The sequence below is a fragment of the Pseudomonas sp. LBUM1655 genome, from assembly GCF_059716085.1.
In genome coordinates this window covers 1,231,130-1,249,399 of the sequence record NZ_CP166801.1, presented here as the reverse complement: position 1 = coordinate 1,249,399, position 18,270 = coordinate 1,231,130, and the positions used below count along the sequence as shown (strand labels likewise).

The following is an 18,270-nucleotide window of genomic DNA, read 5'->3' as shown; positions in this document are numbered from 1 at the left end:
TTTCGCCTCCCGGGCACCCTAAATTTATCCGCAAGGAGAGCATCCCATGGCAACACCAGCGTACATGTCGGTTACCGGCGAAAAACAAGGCCTGATCACTGCCGGCGCCTTCACTGCCGACTCCGTTGGCAACACCTACCAGGAAGGCCACGAAGACCAGGTTATGGTTCAGGCTTTCAGCCACGACGTGATCATCCCGCGTGACCCACAATCCGGTCAGCCAACCGGTCAGCGCGTTCACAAGCCAGTTGTGATCACTAAGGTCTACGACAAGGCTTCGCCTCTGCTGCAAGCCGCTCTGACCTCCGGCGAGCGCATGAGCGAAATCGTTATCCAGTGGTTCCGTACTTCGGCTCAAGGTACTCAAGAGCACTACTACACCACCAAACTGGAAGACGCGATCATCGTCGCCATCAACAACAAAATGCACAACTGCCAGGATCCAGGCAACTCGCACTTCACCCACCTGGAAGAAGTGCAGTTCACCTACCGTAAAATCACCTGGACCCACGAAGTATCCGGTACTTCGGGTTCCGATGACTGGCGTGCTCCAGTCGTTTAATTACGGCTGATCGTTACAAGCATCGGCCAGCTCTGCTGGTCGATGTTGTTTACGCCCCTCCAGAATTTCGCGTACGTTGACCCGCTTTTGCGGGCGTCGACGAGCGCCGCTGTACAGCACGAGGAACAAGGGATGTTCGCGCCGGCCAATGAAACCCACTTTGCCCTGACCATCGAAGGGCTTTCCGCTGATTTTCAGGTGTTTACCCTGCAAGGTCGGGAAGCCATCAGCCAGCCTTTTGTCTTTGAGGTGGAGCTGGTCAGTGAGCAGCCGTCGCTGGACCTCGAAACCCTGCTGCACAAACCGGCCTTCCTGCAACTGTCGCCCGACGGCAGCGGCATCCATGGTCAGATTTATCGCGCCGCGCAAGGTGACTCCGGCAAACGCCTGACCCGTTATTCGGTGACCCTGCGCCCGCAATTGTCGTACCTGGCGCACCGCGTCAACCAGCGCATCTTCCAGAACCTCACCGTGCCTAAAATCATCGGCATGGTCCTCGAAGAACACGGCATCCAGAGCAACGCCTACGATTTCCAGACCGGCTCCATCTACCCCGAGCGCGTCTACTGCGTGCAGTACGACGAGTCGGATCTGCATTTCATCCAGCGCCTGTGCGAAGAAGAAGGCATTCACTACCACTTCCAGCACACGGCGACGGCACACAAACTGGTATTCGGCGATGACCAGACGGTGTTCCCGAAACTCCAGCCTGTGGCCTACCAGCAAGACTCCGGCATGGTCGCCAACGACCCGGTGATCAAGCGCTTCGACCTGCGCCTGGAAACCCGCACCAGCCGCACCACCCGCCGCGACTACGACTTCGAAAAACCACGCATCACCCTCGAAAGCGAAAACCGTGGCGACGCCCTGCCCGATCTTGAAGACTACGATTATCCGGGTCGTTTCATCGACCGCGAACGCGGCAAGCACCTGGCCAAACGCGCCCTCGAACGCCACCGCAGCGACTTCCAACTGGCTGAAGGCAAGAGCGATCAGCCGTTGCTGGTCAGCGGCCACTTCCTCGCGCTGACCGCGCACCCGAAAGCCAAGTGGAACGACCTCTGGCTGCTGACCGAAGTCCTCCACGAAGGCAAACAGCCGCAAGTACTGGAAGAGTCGGTGACCAGCGACACCACCGCGCTGAAAGACGATTTCCACCAGGGCTACCGCAACCGCTTTCAGGCCACCCCTTGGGACGTGCCGAACCGCCCGCCGCTGCGCCACCCGAAACCGCGCATCCTCGGCAGCCAGAGCGCCGTGGTCACCGGCCCGAAAGGCGAAGAGATCCACTGCGACCAGTACGGCCGCGTCAAAGTGCAATTCCACTGGGACCGCGAAGGCCAGGCCGACGACAAAACCAGCTGCTGGCTGCGTGTATCCAGCGCCTGGGCCGGCGCCCAATACGGCGGCATCGCCATCCCGCGCATCGGCATGGAAGTGCTCGTCACCTTCCTTGAAGGCGATCCCGACCAACCGCTGATCAGCGGCTGCCTGTACCACAAGGAAAACACCGTCCCGTACGCCCTGCCCGCGAACAAGACCCGCAGCACCTTCAAGACCCTCAGCTCGATGGGTGGCGGCGGTTACAACGAACTGCGCATCGAAGATAAAAAAGGTCAGGAGCAGATTTATCTGCACGCCCAGCGCGACTGGGACGAGAACGTCGAGCACGACCAGAAAATCCGCGTCGGCAACGAACGTCACGACACCGTTGAAAAGAACAGCTACACGGAATTCAAGGCCGAAGAGCACCACACGGTTTATGCCGATCGTAAAGTCGAGGCACGGGCCAATGATCACCTCACCGTGGGCGTCAATCAGCACATCAAGATCGGCACCGGCCAATTCATCGACGCGGGTCAGGAAATCCACCTGAGCAGCGGCATGAAAGTGGTGATGGAAGCCGGCGCGGAACTGACGCTAGTCGGCGGTGGGAGTTTCATCAAGATCGATGCCGGCGGCGTGACCATGAGCGGCCCGGTGATCAACATGAACTCCGGCGGCAGCCCCGGCAGCGGCACGGGCGCGGCCCCGCTGATGCCCGGCGTGCTGAAGCAGGCCGACGCCGACAATGCCGGACAGATCCTGACCCCGGCCCAGATCAACACCCTCAAACGCAACGCACCATTCTGCGAAGAATGCGAAAAATGTAAGGCAGGTGCCTGTGCCATCTGATCGAATTACGCCCAAGGATTGGCTGGCACAACAGCCGCTGCAGACTGGCGAGCGTTTGTATCTGGTTATCAGTGCGGCGAGCGACGCCGAGCCGCTCAAGCCTTTCTATCAACAGGATGCCGCACCACAACTGCAGCCTATTTGGAGTGGAACGCCTTACGCCGATTGGCTTCCCGTAATGCCGTATCTCGCCGAAATCAGTCCCAATGCCAGTTTTCTGCAATGGATTACCGAAACTGATGCATTGGATTGGGGTTGGCTAGCGGTATCCACCAGCGCGCCGGAAACGGTACTTGAGCATTTGCGCAGCCTGACTCAGGTAAAAATGCCGGACGCGACTGAAGTGTTTTTCAGGTTCTGGGATGGTCGACATTTTCATCCGATCATCGAAGGGTTAGGTGCCTCAGCAGGTGAACTGCTGCCAGTGTTCCAGCGGTACCTGATTAACGGCCAAATTCTCGAAGTCGGCCGAAGAGCGGTACCACCCGCAAAAGAGTGGCCTTGGTGGGAGATTCCCCAAACGCTATTGGATGCCCTCGCGAAAAAGGATCACACCACCGTTGTCGAGAACCTGATGCAGTGGCTATCAGAAGATTGTCCCGAGTTGTACTTCGAGTTCCCCGAAGCGAACTTGCGCATAAAGGTCGAGCGCTTTGTGCGCCAGAACCCAAACACAGAAGATATGGCAGAGCGTCTCGCCGCACAGCTGACAAAGGAAGTCACGTCATGAATACCCCGATTGGTACCCTGGTCCTGCGTGTGCTGGACGCCAAAGCGCCTGACGTGAGCCTGATTCTCAAAGACTTCAAAAACTGCCTCAGCGATTACAAGGAATGGGCAGACGGCTTCTGGAGTGGCTGGGCACTGGACGTCGACCAGACCTTCAAGGTCGGCAACGAGGTCAGCGTCACTAAACGCAAAACCAAAACAGGTGCTGTGGAAACCTATGCGACCTGCCCTCTGGTGGGTGACTTCACGCTGATTCACATGTTCGAGTCGGCGCGATTCGTGCCGATAGGCAATACCCCGGTGAAGCTGGAGCCGGTCACCAAAGGCACCTTTTACGACGACGTTACCGGACCCGTCATCGAAACCATGATCGGCCCGAGCGGTATAAAAGTGATTGAAGGTGCCAAGAAAGGCCAGACCTATCGCATCACTTTTTTCCCCAACGTATCCAAGAGCGACGTCAAGGCGCTTTATGACTCCTATCAAGGCGTTATCGGCAAGCTTGATGGCTGGCTGCAGAGCGAATGGTCGAGCAAGTTTCAGCCGCAATGGGCGAGTTACTCGACGGCGGATCGTGCCGGGCGCTCAGTTATTCTGCTCAAACGGGCCCTAGACGGTTTTGAGCAGGCTCTGCTTCGTCTATGGGATGACATCAAAAGCCTATTCGAGCTGCTCGCCAATCCGAGGAAAAATTACGCAAAGCTGAAAAAGTACCTGTCGGACGTCGAAATCGACAAGCTATACGCCGCATCGAAAGAGTCCATCGCTTCAGGGTTGCTGATCCTTAGCGACGAACCTCTGATGTTCATCTATGTATCGGCGATCGTGGCTTGGGTCGGCATGCTCCCGCCGCAGGTCATCGTCGACGTTATGACGGCGATCGCTTCGGAGTTTCTGATCAACGTATTGTTGGGTATCTGCCTGACAGGTGGCGCTGGATTGGCTGTAAGAGCCGGGACAAAAGTCATCGACACGGTCAAATCGGGTGAAGCAATCAAGTACCTGGACGATCTTGCCTCTACCCTGATGACACTCAGCAACAAGCACGCCCTGCCCGCGCATGCAGAAGTGTCGAAGCCAATTATCGCCAGCGCGAAAAACGTGCCGATGAAGCCGGCTAAAACGGCCGCATTGAAGATCGATGAAGCCGTCGCTGAAGCACCTAAACCGCAAGCACCGAAGGAGGCACCGCGTAGTCAGGTGGCGCAAAAACCTGCTCAGAGTCCGTTGCCTAAAACGGCGGACACTCCGAAGCAGGAGGTTAAGGATGCCTCCTCGTTTCCGCGAGACAAGAAACAAAACAAACATACGCTTCAGCCGGAGGAAAAAGTCGACGACGTATCTACGCAGTCGAAAACCCCGGACGATAAAAGTGCAACCAGTGCAAAGGAAACCTGTACTAACAATTGCCCCGTATCGATGGTCACCGGTGAAGAACTGCTAACCATTACCGACGGTGAACTCGGTGGCCTGCTGCCGTTCATCTGGACTCGTCTCTACCGAACTAGCGCAGCCGAAATTGACTGCGGTCTAGGTTATGGATGGAGTCACGCCCTCGCTCAGCGGGTGGACATCAACGGCGACGAGGTCGTGTGGACCGATCACGAAAACCGGGTCACCACTTTTCCGATGCCGAGCGAACAGCGCCCGGCAATCACCAATAGCCTTTCGGAAGCGGCCATCTTCATTGGCGACGATCCGTCCGAACTCGTACTGACTCAGGCCGGCGAAAAGCCGCTGTTCTATCACTTCCGCTTCAACAGCAAAGGCGCGACGTTGATCGCCATCAGCGACAACTACGACAATCGCCTGCACATCACTCGTGACATACATGGGCGCATCAAGCGCGTGGATAACGGCGCTGGTCGTGCCCTGCTTGTCCGATACGACCGCAAGCACATTGTCGCCATCGACTATCAGCAGTTCCTACCGGCGGACAATCTCGAAGACGCCTGGAACAACGTCCAGACGCTGACCACCTATGAATACGATGCTCAACATCGATTGATCAAAGCCACCAACGCTCTCGGAGATTCCGAGCGTTATGCCTACAACGAGCAAAACGTCATTCTTGAGCGGCAACTCGCCGGAGGCGCAAGCTTTTACTGGGAGTGGGAAAAGGAAGGCAAGTCCGCACGCTGCATCCATCACTGGGCCAGTTTCTCTCAGATGGATGCTCACTACGCGTGGGATGACAAAGGCAGCGTCACCGTTACCAACGCCGATGGCAGCGAAGAGGTCTATACCCACGACGACAAGGCCCGACTCGTCGCCAAAGTTGATCCGGACGGTGCCGAGCACTTAAAGGCCTATGACGACAAAGGCCGACTGATCGCCGAAAAAGACCCGATGGGGGCGGTTACGGAGTATCAGTACAACGAAGCTGGTCGATTGATCGCGGTGATACCACCAGAAGACGCGCCGACCACCTACGAGTACTACAAGGGCTTTGTCCGTGTGGTGAATCGCGGTACCGCCAAATGGATCTACTGGCGTAACGACCAGGGTGACATCACTGAGCAAGTCGACCCGGACGGCAACTCGACGCATTACACCTATGATCGCCAAGGACGCCTGCTGGAGATCCGCCATCCCGACGGCAGCCGTCACCAACTGGATTGGAACAACCTCGGCCAATTACTGGAGGAGCGTCTGCCCGATGGCGGCCAGCGCAAGTACCGCTACGATGCGCTCGGCAGACAAATCACACGTCAGGCTGAAACCGGTGCAATCACCCACTACCAGTGGGATGCTGCAAATCGACTGGCACAGATCACTCTGCCCGGCGGCGCTACCCGTGCGTTCACTTACAACCCATACGGCCGCGTCACTGCAGAACGCGACGAACTGGGGCGCATTACCCGCTATGAGTACGCCGACAATCTTCATCTGGTCAGCCGTCGTATCAATCCGGACGGCAGCCAGCTACGTTATCGCTACGACAACGCACGCCTGCTGCTCACCGATATCGAAAACGAAAGCGGCGAACACTATCAACTCGATTACTACTCAAATGGGCTGATCCAGCAGGAAACTGGTTTTGACGGGCGTCGTACCGCGTATGAGTACGACCTCAACGGCAAACTGTTGAAGAAAACCGAGTTTGGTGACGACGGCAGTGAGCTCGTGACCGAGTATCAGCGCGATGCCTCTGGCCGCTTGCTGGTGAAAACCCTCGCTGATGGCGAAGAAATCCATTACAGCTACGATGCTTTGGGTCGCCTGGTAAACGTTGACGACGGCCACTGGCCCCTCGCCTATGAGTACGACGTACAAGATCGCCTGATCACTGAGCACCAAGGCTGGGGCACTACGCGTTACGAGTACGACAGCGTCGGCCAACTCAATCACTGCCGCCTGCCGGATGGCAGCACACTCGATTACCGCCACTTGTCCGGCGGTCGCCTGAGCAGCATCGACCTCAACGGCTCGCGCCTGACTACGCACCAGTTCGACGCTGGCCGCGAACAGCAGCGTCAACAAGGTGTGCTGCTTAGCCAATATCAATACGACGAACAGGGAAGACTTCAGGCGCACACCGTAGGTCAGCAGGATCGCAACCTGTTCCAGCGCCGCTACGCCTACGATGCAAACGGCAACCTGGCCGGCATCGATGACAGCCGCAAAGGAAACCGCAGCTACCATTACGATCCTCTTGATCGCCTGGTCAGTGTTCGCGGCGCCACCCCCGAAACCTTCGCTCATGACCCGGCCGGCAACTTGCTCGGCCAAAGCGATCTGCCAACTGCGAACCTCGCCAACGTCAAAGGCAATCGCCTGCTTATGCAAGGCGACCGGCATTACGACTACGACGCCTACGGCAACCTTAGTCGCGAACGCCGTGGTACCGGCCAGCAACTGGTCACCGAATATCGCTATGATTGCCAGCATCGTTTGATTGGCGTCAGCCTGCCCGGTGGCAGCACCGCAAGCTACAACTACGACGCGTTTGGCCGTCGTATCGAAAAAACCGTCGATGGACACACCACTGAATTTCTGTGGCAAGGCGAACGCCTGATTGCCGAGAGCGCTGAAAATCGCTACCGCACCTACATCTACGAGCCTGGCAGCTTCCGCCCCTTGGCGATGCTCGACGGCGAGGGTCCACTAAAGGCCACGCCGTTCTATTACCAACTCGACCACCTAGGCACACCTCAAGAACTCACCGACTACAGCGGCGAGATCATGTGGTCGGCGAAATACCGTGCCTATGGCAACCTCGCCACCTTGGACATCGCCGAAATAGACAACCCTCTGCGCTTTCAGGGTCAGTATTTCGATACGGAGACGGGGTTACATTACAACCGGCACCGCTACTACAATCCCAGCACAGGGCGGTTTTTGACACCGGATCCGATCAAGCTTGCTGGGGGGTTGAATAACTACCAGTACGTGCCTAACCCTACGGGGTGGGTGGATCCGTTGGGATTAACGGCTATTGAGTGTGAACCTCCTGCGACGGATGCAAGTGGCCGCCCCAAATCCAGTCCTCACTACAGCGTCGCTTATGAGGCTACGTTGGAAAAAGACGTTCACTATCCTGGAAGAAGTGATCTTTCCCACTTTCAAGAGGGTAATAAACAGCTCTACAACACTATGAGTAATGATCCTGTCTACAAAGATCATATGGAAAGTTTGTATCCTGGTATCTATGACAAAGTCAGCCCAGGCCCGAAAGGCGCTCACGCAAGGTCTAAGCCACATCCTTTACTAACCTGGCATCATGACGCCTATCGAGAAGGAATTTTGCAGCTCATCCCTACGGCGCAGCATAGATCTGGAGGGGCGGTTGCTGATGTTCTGCATCCAGGACAGAAAGGTGGGATGGAGCTTTGGGGAGGCGGTCGAAAATAAATGGTGAATCAAATGAAAAAGATAAAATTTGCTAATGTTCTCTCTGATGCAGAAAACCTAGACTGGGAAGACGCATTGTATTTACCAAAAAACAAAGAGGAGTGGAGTTTAAACTGCGAAGCAATCATCGAAAATCCAGATAACTTCGAAAGCTACGACTCCGATGACAATCCGACAGAAATGTCAAAAATAAATTACCGCTACGTCCTACTTTGCGATGACCTATCATCTATCATAAAAAATCTAAAGGAACAGTCCGCATCATATGACATTGATACTGCTTACAAAGCATTTGTCTTCTACTTTAATAACGACAGCTTTATTAAGCTGAGCTAAAATATTAAAAATATAAAATTAATCAAAGCACCATTTCATTTTCAGAGCTTTATGCGTAAGGGCTGCGGAAATGCTGGAAACCTTCTCTTGATAGCGCAATAAATGGGGTCAGGATGCAATAGAAACAAAGAGTCAGGGGGTAACCTACTTCGGCTTCGAAAAACATGAAACGGGGAAAGAGGCACGGAATGCGTTTCAGGTTAAAGGGCCTGAGCATGGGCCGGACGAAAACGGGCCTGGCTCATGGAGTGATGCGCGCATTAGGGCAGAGTTTGATACCTTGCAACTCTACACTGATGGGAAGCCGAGAGCACGAGTTCCGTTCTGGAAGGGTGATACTGACAAATCCCAATTAGAGCCTTTAGCTGAGGCATATAAAAAATATGGCGATGGCGGAGCACAACAACTCCATCTAGATGGGCAAAAAGTAAACTTCGACAAACTCGACGTACTTCCGGAAAAAAAATGAGAACTTTTTATGTGATTGCTAGTAAGGATATGGAGCCAAATCTCCCGCATAGCTCAAACTGGCCAAAGGTTATAGGCTACTCCTTCGCAGATAACTATTTTTATTTATCCGAAGGCAAAGGCCACGGCTTTGCCGCGAACGACATGCCTGAATCGAAAGCTAAAAGACCAGAATGGCTTGAAATATTCACAGCTTTAGACGCGACTTGGTTCCTTAACATGATTGACAATACTAACTTTACCAGCGAAACGGATTTCCGTGAAAAATTAACAGCACACATTGGCAACGTAGATACAATAATATTTTGACCAACTCGAGTTCGGTATTACACCAGCAGGCAGGGCTCAACTGGCATCGAAGTGATGGTGTAATCCAAGCAGGAAAACAATCGTGTCTACGTGAAACCTGCCAACGCCTACCAATGCGTAAGCGGCGGACAGACCACGTTTTCTTTTTCTGAAGTTCAGAAAAGGGACAGATTTATTTTCTCCTTGAGTGAACAGAACCATGCATAAATACCAAGACTTGATAACGAAACTCGATAACTCCGACGAAGTAACATTTTGGCTCGGCCCCGCCACTGCCGAGCAAATTAAAAAACTCGAGAATATTCTAGGCATAAAGCTGCCTGAAGATTTCGTTGACTTCTTGAGTGTATGCGGTGGTGGTGGCGCAGCAGACTCAGAAATATGCGGAATTGAGAATAATGATGCAACTCTAGATAACGGCGGAACTGTAAATTACAGCACCATGTACTGCCGTTCAGAGTTTGAATTACCTAGTCATTTTGCCGCAATTTATTTAAAAGATGACGAAGTATGCTGGGCAATTGATTGCGGTCCCACGGGAAATGGACAGGTCATTAGCTACGATCTGCTTAAGCGCAAACCGTCTAAGAAAATAGCGGAAAATTTCTATTCATTCTTTGAAGAATACGTCGAACTTATAACCTAACTTTCAACCATGAGTTGCCTGATAAGCCCCGGGGGCATTCCACATTCTATTGTCTAATTGCGGTCTATCCCCGAACAGCTTTCTGTTTCTCCGCCTCCAAACTTTGCATATTTACCAAGCAACCTTAGCCGAACCGTAAAAGTACGACGATGGTGGGGCGCAACAATTCCATTTAGATGAAAAAAATTTATTTTTCCGTTGAAGCTTAGTACCTTCTTGACCCGTTAGATGGTGTAAGGCGGATTCTGTTGAAAAAGTAGCTCCCGCAAACATCGTGGCAAGGCGCGCTGGAAATATGAGCGCAACCGTCAGGGTGACATCACCCAACAAACCGACCCGGACGGCAACGAAACCTACTACAGCTATGACCGTCAGGGCCGACTGCTGGAAATTCGTTACCCCGACGGCAGCCGCCATCAACTGGGTTGGAACAACCTTGGTCAATTGCTCGAAGAACGCCTGCCGGACGGTGGTCAGCGCAAGTACCGCTACGATGCACTCGGCCGGCAAATCACCCGGCAGGACGAATTCGGCGCCATCACTCATTACCAATGGGACGCTGCTGATCGTCTGACCCAAGTCACCCTGCCCGGCGGCGCCACCCGTGCTTTCACCTATAACCCGTATGGCCGGGTCACCGCCGAACGCGACGAACTCGGACGCATCACTCGCTATGAGTACGCCGACAACCTTCACCTGGTCAGCCGCCGCATCAATCCGGACGGCAGCCAACTGCGCTACCGCTACGAGAACTCACAACTCAACCTCACCGAGATTGAGAACGAGCGCGGCGAACGCTATCAGCTCGACTACTACTCGAACGGACTGATCCAGCAGGAAACCGGTTTCGACGGTCGCCGCACCGCCTACGAGTACGACCTCAACGGTCAACTGCTGAAGAAAACCGAGTTCGGCGACGACGGCAGCGAACTGATCAGCGAGTACCAGCGCGATGACTCTGGTCGCCTGCTGGTGAAGACCCTGCCCGACGGCGAGGAAATCCACTACAGCTACGACGCCCTAGGTCGCCTGGTCAACGTCGACGACGGTCACTGGCCGCTTGCTTACGAATATGACGTGCAGGACCGGTTGATCACCGAGCACCAAGGCTGGGGTACGACGCGTTATGAATACGATAGCGTCGGCCAATTGAGCCACTGCCGCCTACCGGATGGCAGTACGCTCGATTACCGTCACCTGTCCGGCGGACGTCTGAGCAGCATCGACCTTAACGGTTCACGCCTGACCTCTCACCAGTTCAGCGCCGGTCGCGAACAGCAACGCCAGCAAGGCCTGCTGCTCAGCCAATATCAGTACGACGAACAGGGCCGACTGCAAGCGCACAGCGTAGGCCAGCGGGACAAAAACCTGTTCCATCGCCGCTACAACTACGATGCCAACGGCAACCTGGCCGGCATTGACGACAGTCGTAAAGGCAACCGCAGCTATCACTACGATCCATTGGATCGGCTGATCAGCGTTCGCGGCGCCACACCAGAAAGCTTTGCCCATGACCCGGCGGGAAATCTGCTGGGCCAGAACAACGAAGGCACAGCCAACCTCGCGAACGTCAAAGGCAACCGCCTGCTGATGCAGGGTGACCGCCATTACGACTATGACGCTTATGGCAACCTGATCCGTGAACGTCGCGGCTCCGGCCAAAAACTCGTCACCGAATACCGCTACGACTGCCAGCACCGCCTCATCGGCGTCAGCCTGCCCGGCGGCAGTACCGCCAGCTACAAGTACGACGCCTTCGGACGCCGAATCGAAAAAACCGTAGACGGCCATACCACCGAATTTCTGTGGCAGGGCGAACGATTGATCGCGGAAAGCGCCGACAATCGCTATCGCAGCTACATTTACGAGCCCGGCAGCTTCCGCCCGCTTGCGATGCTCGATGGCGAAGGCCCGCGCAAGGCCACGCCGTTTTACTACCAACTCGACCACCTCGGCACGCCGCAGGAACTCACTGATTACAGCGGCGAGATCATGTGGTCGGCGAAATATCGGGCCTACGGAAACCTTGCGGCGTTGGACGTCAGCGAAATCGATAATCCGCTGCGCTTCCAGGGCCAGTATTTCGATGCCGAGACGGGGTTACATTACAACCGGCACCGCTACTACAATCCGGGAACAGGACGGTTTTTGACACCGGATCCGATCAAACTTGCGGGTGGGTTGAATAACTACCAGTACGTGCCCAACCCTACCGGGTGGGTGGATCCATTGGGATTAAATTGCGTACCTGGACAATGTCCAGATGCGGAACCACCGAAAAAATGGACTGAAAAATCAGTATTTAATAAATATCCTGAAAAAACGGTAATAAAAACTTCCGGCCCAGAAGAGCAAGCTGCATTTTTACAAGAGCATCTTCCAGGTCTGCCGAAGGAGCAGGCTCGGATGATACTTGAGGACTCCTATAAGAAAGGTACCTCAGTAGTGATTGGAGGGAGCAGAGTGAGAGGTGACCATCTTCCTGGCAGCGATCTTGATGTCGGATTCGGGCACCTCAATGCAAACCAAGCGGGTAAACATGTAAAAGCGCTTGAGAGTAAATTTGAGGGTCAAGATGGATTCTTATCGCTTGAAAAGACAAGAATTGTTCCGGGAAACAAAACTGCAAACATTGAAGAAATAAAATCTCCCGAAGAATTTTTCCAACGTTCAGGAACTCGTTCCGGCCTTGATCCAAAAGCAGGACAAGAATACAAACCTTCTGGCTCCATCACACTTGAAAAAGATGGAACAATTACTCTGCTACCACCAGGAACAACACCATGATATTTAAATCATCAGGAGAGCTTACTGACCCACGCCTTGTTGGTTATAGGAGCCTTGGCTTTGGGGAGAGCATTAGCCTTGAAACAAAAACATTCGAACTCACAATAAGTCTTAGCGAGATCCCAGAGCTCTTCCTAAACCACGCCGACGCTTTTATCCAACAATGCGAAGCGGATGACAAACAGCAAGAGATTTCGGATATACCTGAGCTGGAGCACTTATGCTATCCAAATTATTCAAAATTATTCAAACACCACCCTGCATTGGCCGCAACCCTGATAAAAGATTATTTATATTTTGACTTATTAGAGTCACTATTCCCCTACTCCGAAAACTTAAAGCTTGTAATTAACAGCATTCAAAACATTACCTTAGTACATTCCAGCCTAATTATTTCTGGAGAAACATTCCCTTTCCAACCCACTAAACAAATCGATTAAAAACGTCAAACCAGGGCAGACTAGGTTTTTTACTAGGCATTAATAACGCTTAAAGAGGATGATACGATTAGCCTAATACCACCGAGAGAAACTCCATGAGTTTTAGATCAGCGGGCGATGAAACCAACCTAAACACAGTCATTTACAGGAGCCTTGGCTTCGGGAAAATATCAATCCTTGAAACAAAAAAAACAACATTGCAAAAGGTGATCATTGCAAAATGGTGATAAATCTATTTTTCCTTCCAATCCAAAAGGGTTAAAAATAAATCCGTCCCCTTTTACTTGCCAACCAAATCCCATCAAGACTTCCAAAGTAGAAAAAATGCCCTTATTACCGCTTGACGGAAACTATATATTCTCCAAGACGCCCTGGTTAAGCTGGGACGAACTTTTATTTGGATTTCAACGAGGTTACATCGATGAAAAAGGCATTTCGCACTTCGCATGCAACACATTAACAACCGCCTCTTCAGAGAAGGCTTATGAGCTTGCTTCGTTAGAGCCTCACGAACTTTATTTGACAAGCGACCTTCTTCAGTCTCTAACGAGCAAAAATCCGCAAACCGAAAAAGAAATATCCAAGCCTTGGATTTATTTACTTCTCTCCTATTTTTTAGAAAACAAAGACTCGCTATCGGACCCCCTTGAAGTTATTGAAGAACTATATGCAGACTTTGACTACCCAGGAGAAGTCTCGCCGATAGTTAGATATATGCCTATACCTGATGGTGCCGAAGGGTCCGAAGAGCGACTATATAAAAACTGGAGGCTCGCAATTTTAGAATACAAAGCTCTTTTCTCCTGTGAAAGAGATTGTATTCCGCCAACGACAACATAAAGATTATGGAGCAATCCATGCATACATTAAAAAGGGGACACATTAAAAAGGGGACACATTAAAAAGGGGACAGATTTATTTTCTAAAAACTGAAAATAAATCTGTCCCCTTTTCTCCGGTAGAGAAGCGACTGCCTCCGGATATCATCAAGCGCGAGCAAGTGGTAACCGAGCATACAGCGCTTCGCACGAGGGAATAACATTCAGAATCTACCTAGATGAAACATTAACAACTGTCACTAACCTCCACCCCACAATGAAGTAAGCCATGAGCATCCAAAAACTGAGCAACAAACAAAGCAGCATAATTAACAACTGCCTTCTAGACCTCTTGGAGTTATCGTCATTAAAAAATGCTAGTTTTCTGCCGAATGCTCTAAACAGCCTCCTCAAATCACAAGGTTTCGGTATCGAAATGTCTGGAATTTACATTAGCACAGACGATGACCAAGAAAATATTCCAGAATACCTAAAAGACGGTATCGCATTTGAATTTATGGATGATCACGTCGTGCTTCCATTTAAAGATGCAATTACCATAATTATTGATTGGTGTAAAAATAACATACAAGCAAGACAACTTAAATTGGATGCCACACTAGAAAACCTGAAGGAAAAATTCAACTAAACATCGAAAATTCCGCTACGCCGCATAAATAACAAATTCAAAGTTAACAAAAAATTAGACGTATATCCTTTGCCCCCCGAAACCTTGACATTCTCAGCTAAAAATTATTCCCTGGAGGAGATGAAGCATATAGGAAATCAGGCTCAGCAACGCTTAAATCGACTACAAAGGGACCACAAAGGGGACCGACCACAAAGGGGACAGATCTATTTTCCATACTTGAGTAAAAAGGCATTGAAAATAAATCTGTCCCCTTTGGGCATAAGATTTCTTAGGTGAAGGGCCGTATACGAATATTCATCCGAGGACTGGGTTACCAGACAACGATAGAATCGTATCTGCCGACGGCAAGAGAAGCATTAGATATGGCGCTCACGAAATGAATAGCAAGCCGAACAAGCATCATTACCATGAAGAAACCTGGACTTTAGATCTTATTAACAACGCAATGAATGTCGACAACACCGTAATACGAGTCCCGCTAGGAACAAAATAGATGAACATTACGATAAAAAGCATCATAAAAAACAGTGCTGACAAGATATTTGTTGAGTACTCAACCGCCTACGGGAACGGCGTATCAGAATTCACAGGTTCAACACCCGAAGAGAATCAAAGCTACGACGTCGAGTTTAATATTGACGATGATTTCTTATGGGGAGAGAATTTAACACCATCAAAAAAAATGCCACCTCAATTCACTTCGACCTAGGTAAAACCTATATTACAGCTGAGTTAATCACTATCGAAGAAGATGATTGCGGGGTATTAAAAATTGGCAACTCCATTTCACTAATCTCGATTAAGAACAAAAATCACGACCTTCCATTATTTGTAGATATCGTTTCAAAAAAGTCCTCACTTCACCCCACAAATATTTAAAAAAAACGACCACAAAGGGGACAGATCTAGATCCCCACAAATCTACTCCAGACTCTGCGCCTGTTGACGCACCTCGTTTCTTAACGCGTGCTCAAGTCTCTCCAAGGTTCTTCCAGACTTTGAGCCGCGTCCGCTACGCCAGTATTCAAGCCCCAGTCGCCACAGCGATAACACTCGTCAGTGTTTAAGACTATTGCTTTGAAAGCGATGTTCGTGGCCCGCCTCGCGGGCCTGTAAGCCGGTCAAACAGATGATGTAGTTGGCCAAAGCCGCGATCAGTAATAGCACTTCAATTCGGCGTGGGCAGTGACTTCGATGACGAGTCACGCCAACACCGAAGTACTCGCTTTTTACATCCCGGAAGCCTTCTTCTATCTGCATCCGTTGTTTGTAAATCGCCACGATTTTCGATGGATTCCATAGCTCCTCCGGCAGATTACTGGCCAGCAACCACGGCTCTCGTTCACGATTGGCCGATTGCCTGCTGAGCTTGTTTTTGGCGATTGAGCCGGTGACGCGCTGATGCTTTCGCCCCTTGGCTCGGTGCTTGACGCAGTACAACTGGATGAAATGCGGAGCGCTTTGGGTCATCTCGATCCGGCCCAGAGACTTCGGTGAAGAAGACGCCAAAGCGTACAGGTTTTTCACTGGCAGCCAGGTGTTCGAATCACCGCGGTAAAGATCACGATTGCGCACCCGAGCCACGTAATACCAGCCTTGCGCCTCGACAACCTTGATCCAGGGCCGTCGAAAACCCGCATCGGCCACAAGGATCGGCACACAGTCTTTGGGAAGCATTTCGGCCAGCGTTTGCAGCAATCGCTTTTGATATTTAGGACATCCTTCGCGCTCGTGAACGCTCTCGTAAATAGGAAACGAGCGCCCAGCCAACGGGATGGCGGCGCGTAACAAAAAGAACTCTCCCGCCGCATCGATCGGTGACCAGTCGACCAGAATCAAGGGATGTTTCAACGACCCCAGCAAGGCCCGCAACATGACCCAATAAAACAGCGAACGCTCCGTTTGCAGATGGCGATTACCGAGAAGTCGATCCACCCGTTTGATGGCATGTTTGGGATAGGCCTTGCCAGACATGAATCGACCCAGTCCTGTCAGCGTCAGACGACGGCCTTTCAGTAATGAACTGACACAACACATCAGCGTTTTCAGACGATGGGAATGGACAGTGGGAAGTGCTTGAGCGAGCGCGCTGTGTAAGAATCGGATTGCCTGCATGGGATCGGGATCTTGTTTTTGTGTGGTGCAATACAAGCTGCCGACCCATGCAGGTCTCTTCAATTCCCAACTTCTTGATTTCTCGTAGGAAAAAGCGGGGATTTCTCAGGGACAGATCTATTTTCCATACTTGAGCAAAAAGGCATTGAAAATAAATCTGTCCCCATTGATCCCCCATTGATCCCATCCCATGGCGGCCAACGCAAGTATCGTTACGAAGCGTTGGGTCAGCAGATCACCCGGCAAGAAGAATCCGGCGCTATCCCTTTTCTGTATTTTAAGTTCCCTTGTTTTCTAGATGCAGTCTGCCCCTGACAATAATCTCCGTTTTCTCGATTTCTAAACGTGGTCTGTCCCTGAAACCCATGTCTGAAACCCAGAGACGCAGTCCTAACGGAAAAAGACTGAAAGTGGTAGCTCTCAGAATCGAAATATCTAAGCCTGCAAAACAATCGGGGGGGTTTAACCGACTGCCTGCCCCCCCAAGCCTTGCAGGCTCGAATAATTAAACTGCAGCCAACCGCACCTGCTTCTCCAACTCCACCTTCAACCCCGGCTCCAGTTTCAACTGCCGCGCCAGTTCATCCAGATAGCTCTTCTCCATGAAGTTCTCCTCGTCCACCAGCATCACGCTGGCGATGTACATCTCTGCCGCCATTTCCGGGGTGCTTGCCGCGCGGGCAACGTCTGTTGGGTCAAGGGGTTTGTTGAGTTCGGCGTGAAGCCAGTGTTGCAGCTCCTGATCGTTGTCGAGTTTGGTGAATTCGCCTTCGATCAGTTGGCGTTCGCGGTCGTCGATATGGCCGTCAGCTTTGGCGGCCGCAACGAGTGCCTTGAGGATCGCCTGGCTGTGTTGTTCGGCTTGCGCGGGTGGCAGGCGATCCAGGGTTTGCGGTTCACGTTGCGGAGCAATGCCTTTTTGGGCGTTGTAGTTGCCGTAGGCTTTATATGCGAGCACGCCGAGTGCGGCGAGGCCGCCGTAGAGGGCGACTTTGCCGCCGACGTTGCGCACTTTCTTATTGCCGAGCAGCAGACCCATGGCGCCCGCCGCCAGTGCGCCACCGCCGGCACCTGACAGCAGACCGCCGAGGCCACTGCCGCCGGAAGACCCACCAAGCAAGCCGCCCAGCCCGCCGCCAGCCGATTTGTTCTGCGACCCGCCAGCCTTGTTCTGCAACAGATCCTGGCCGGATTTGAGTAGTTGATCGAGCAATCCACGGGTGTTCATGTTCCGCCTCCAAACAGGGTTATCCGGATCTATAAGGCCCTCAGCCTAGTTTGAAAGTGCCCCTGCCCTGCTCACGAGTGTGCTTCCAGATGTTGCTTGGCACCGGACTGCCCTTCGTGAAAATAGATATACACTCCAGCCAATCTATAAA

Annotated in this window: 12 protein-coding genes and 2 pseudogenes; 12 read left to right on the top strand and 2 right to left on the bottom strand. The window is 52.2% G+C overall.

Going from position 1 to position 18,270, the window contains the following annotated elements:
- The first annotated feature begins 46 nt into the window (after positions 1-46).
- The 12 genes and pseudogenes from ACA074_RS05440 to ACA074_RS05385 all read left to right on the top strand — a co-directional run bounded on the left by ACA074_RS05440 (position 47) and on the right by ACA074_RS05385 (position 15,485).
- Complete coding sequence (locus ACA074_RS05440) at positions 47-562, top strand: Hcp family type VI secretion system effector (RefSeq protein WP_007919523.1); 516 nt, start codon at positions 47-49, stop codon at positions 560-562.
- Positions 563-694: 132 nt separating this feature from the next.
- A complete protein-coding gene (locus tag ACA074_RS05435) occupies positions 695-2,737 on the top strand; it encodes a type VI secretion system Vgr family protein (protein WP_497678570.1) in 2,043 nt (680 codons plus the stop codon).
- On the top strand, positions 2,727-3,467 hold the full coding sequence (locus ACA074_RS05430) for a DUF4123 domain-containing protein (protein WP_497678569.1): 741 nt from the start codon (positions 2,727-2,729) through the stop codon (positions 3,465-3,467). Before ACA074_RS05435 ends, ACA074_RS05430 begins: the two co-directional genes overlap by 11 nt.
- Positions 3,464-8,320: an RHS repeat-associated core domain-containing protein gene (locus ACA074_RS05425; protein ID WP_497678568.1), complete on the top strand. Its 4,857-nt coding sequence runs from the start codon at positions 3,464-3,466 to the stop codon at positions 8,318-8,320. The genes ACA074_RS05430 and ACA074_RS05425 overlap by 4 nt, the downstream gene beginning before the upstream one ends.
- A 12-nt stretch (positions 8,321-8,332) precedes the next feature.
- Entirely contained in the window at positions 8,333-8,656 is a 324-nt protein-coding gene (locus ACA074_RS05420) for a DUF7716 domain-containing protein (protein ID WP_497658739.1), read from the top strand.
- A 465-nt stretch (positions 8,657-9,121) separates the two neighbouring features.
- On the top strand, positions 9,122-9,433 hold the full coding sequence (locus ACA074_RS05415; protein ID WP_497658738.1) for a hypothetical protein: 312 nt from the start codon (positions 9,122-9,124) through the stop codon (positions 9,431-9,433).
- Positions 9,434-9,632: 199 nt separating this feature from the next.
- Positions 9,633-10,079 (top strand): SMI1/KNR4 family protein, encoded by a 447-nt coding sequence (locus tag ACA074_RS05410; protein ID WP_497678567.1) that lies wholly within the window; start codon positions 9,633-9,635, stop codon positions 10,077-10,079.
- A 270-nt stretch (positions 10,080-10,349) separates the two neighbouring features.
- A pseudogene (locus tag ACA074_RS05405) lies at positions 10,350-12,866 on the top strand (RHS repeat-associated core domain-containing protein); the annotation flags it as partial.
- Complete coding sequence (locus tag ACA074_RS05400; RefSeq protein ID WP_497678566.1) at positions 12,863-13,306, top strand: hypothetical protein; 444 nt, start codon at positions 12,863-12,865, stop codon at positions 13,304-13,306. The pseudogene ACA074_RS05405 and the gene ACA074_RS05400, both read left to right, overlap by 4 nt.
- Positions 13,307-13,519: 213 nt before the next feature.
- On the top strand, positions 13,520-14,146 hold the full coding sequence (locus ACA074_RS05395) for a DUF2247 family protein (protein ID WP_497678565.1): 627 nt from the start codon (positions 13,520-13,522) through the stop codon (positions 14,144-14,146).
- A gap of 267 nt (positions 14,147-14,413) precedes the next feature.
- Positions 14,414-14,773, top strand: coding sequence for a hypothetical protein (locus ACA074_RS05390; RefSeq protein WP_497678564.1), 360 nt, complete (start codon positions 14,414-14,416; stop codon positions 14,771-14,773).
- A gap of 496 nt (positions 14,774-15,269) precedes the next feature.
- Positions 15,270-15,485 (top strand): hypothetical protein, encoded by a 216-nt coding sequence (locus tag ACA074_RS05385; protein WP_497678563.1) that lies wholly within the window; start codon positions 15,270-15,272, stop codon positions 15,483-15,485.
- A gap of 212 nt (positions 15,486-15,697) precedes the next feature.
- On the opposite strand, the pseudogene ACA074_RS05380 reads toward ACA074_RS05385, so the two are convergent.
- Positions 15,698-16,891, bottom strand: a pseudogene (locus ACA074_RS05380) (IS4 family transposase).
- 505 nt (positions 16,892-17,396) lie between these two features.
- Positions 17,397-18,119: a tellurite resistance TerB family protein gene (locus ACA074_RS05375; protein ID WP_497678562.1), complete on the bottom strand. Its 723-nt coding sequence runs from the start codon at positions 18,117-18,119 to the stop codon at positions 17,397-17,399.
- Between the last annotated feature and the right edge of the window lie 151 nt (positions 18,120-18,270).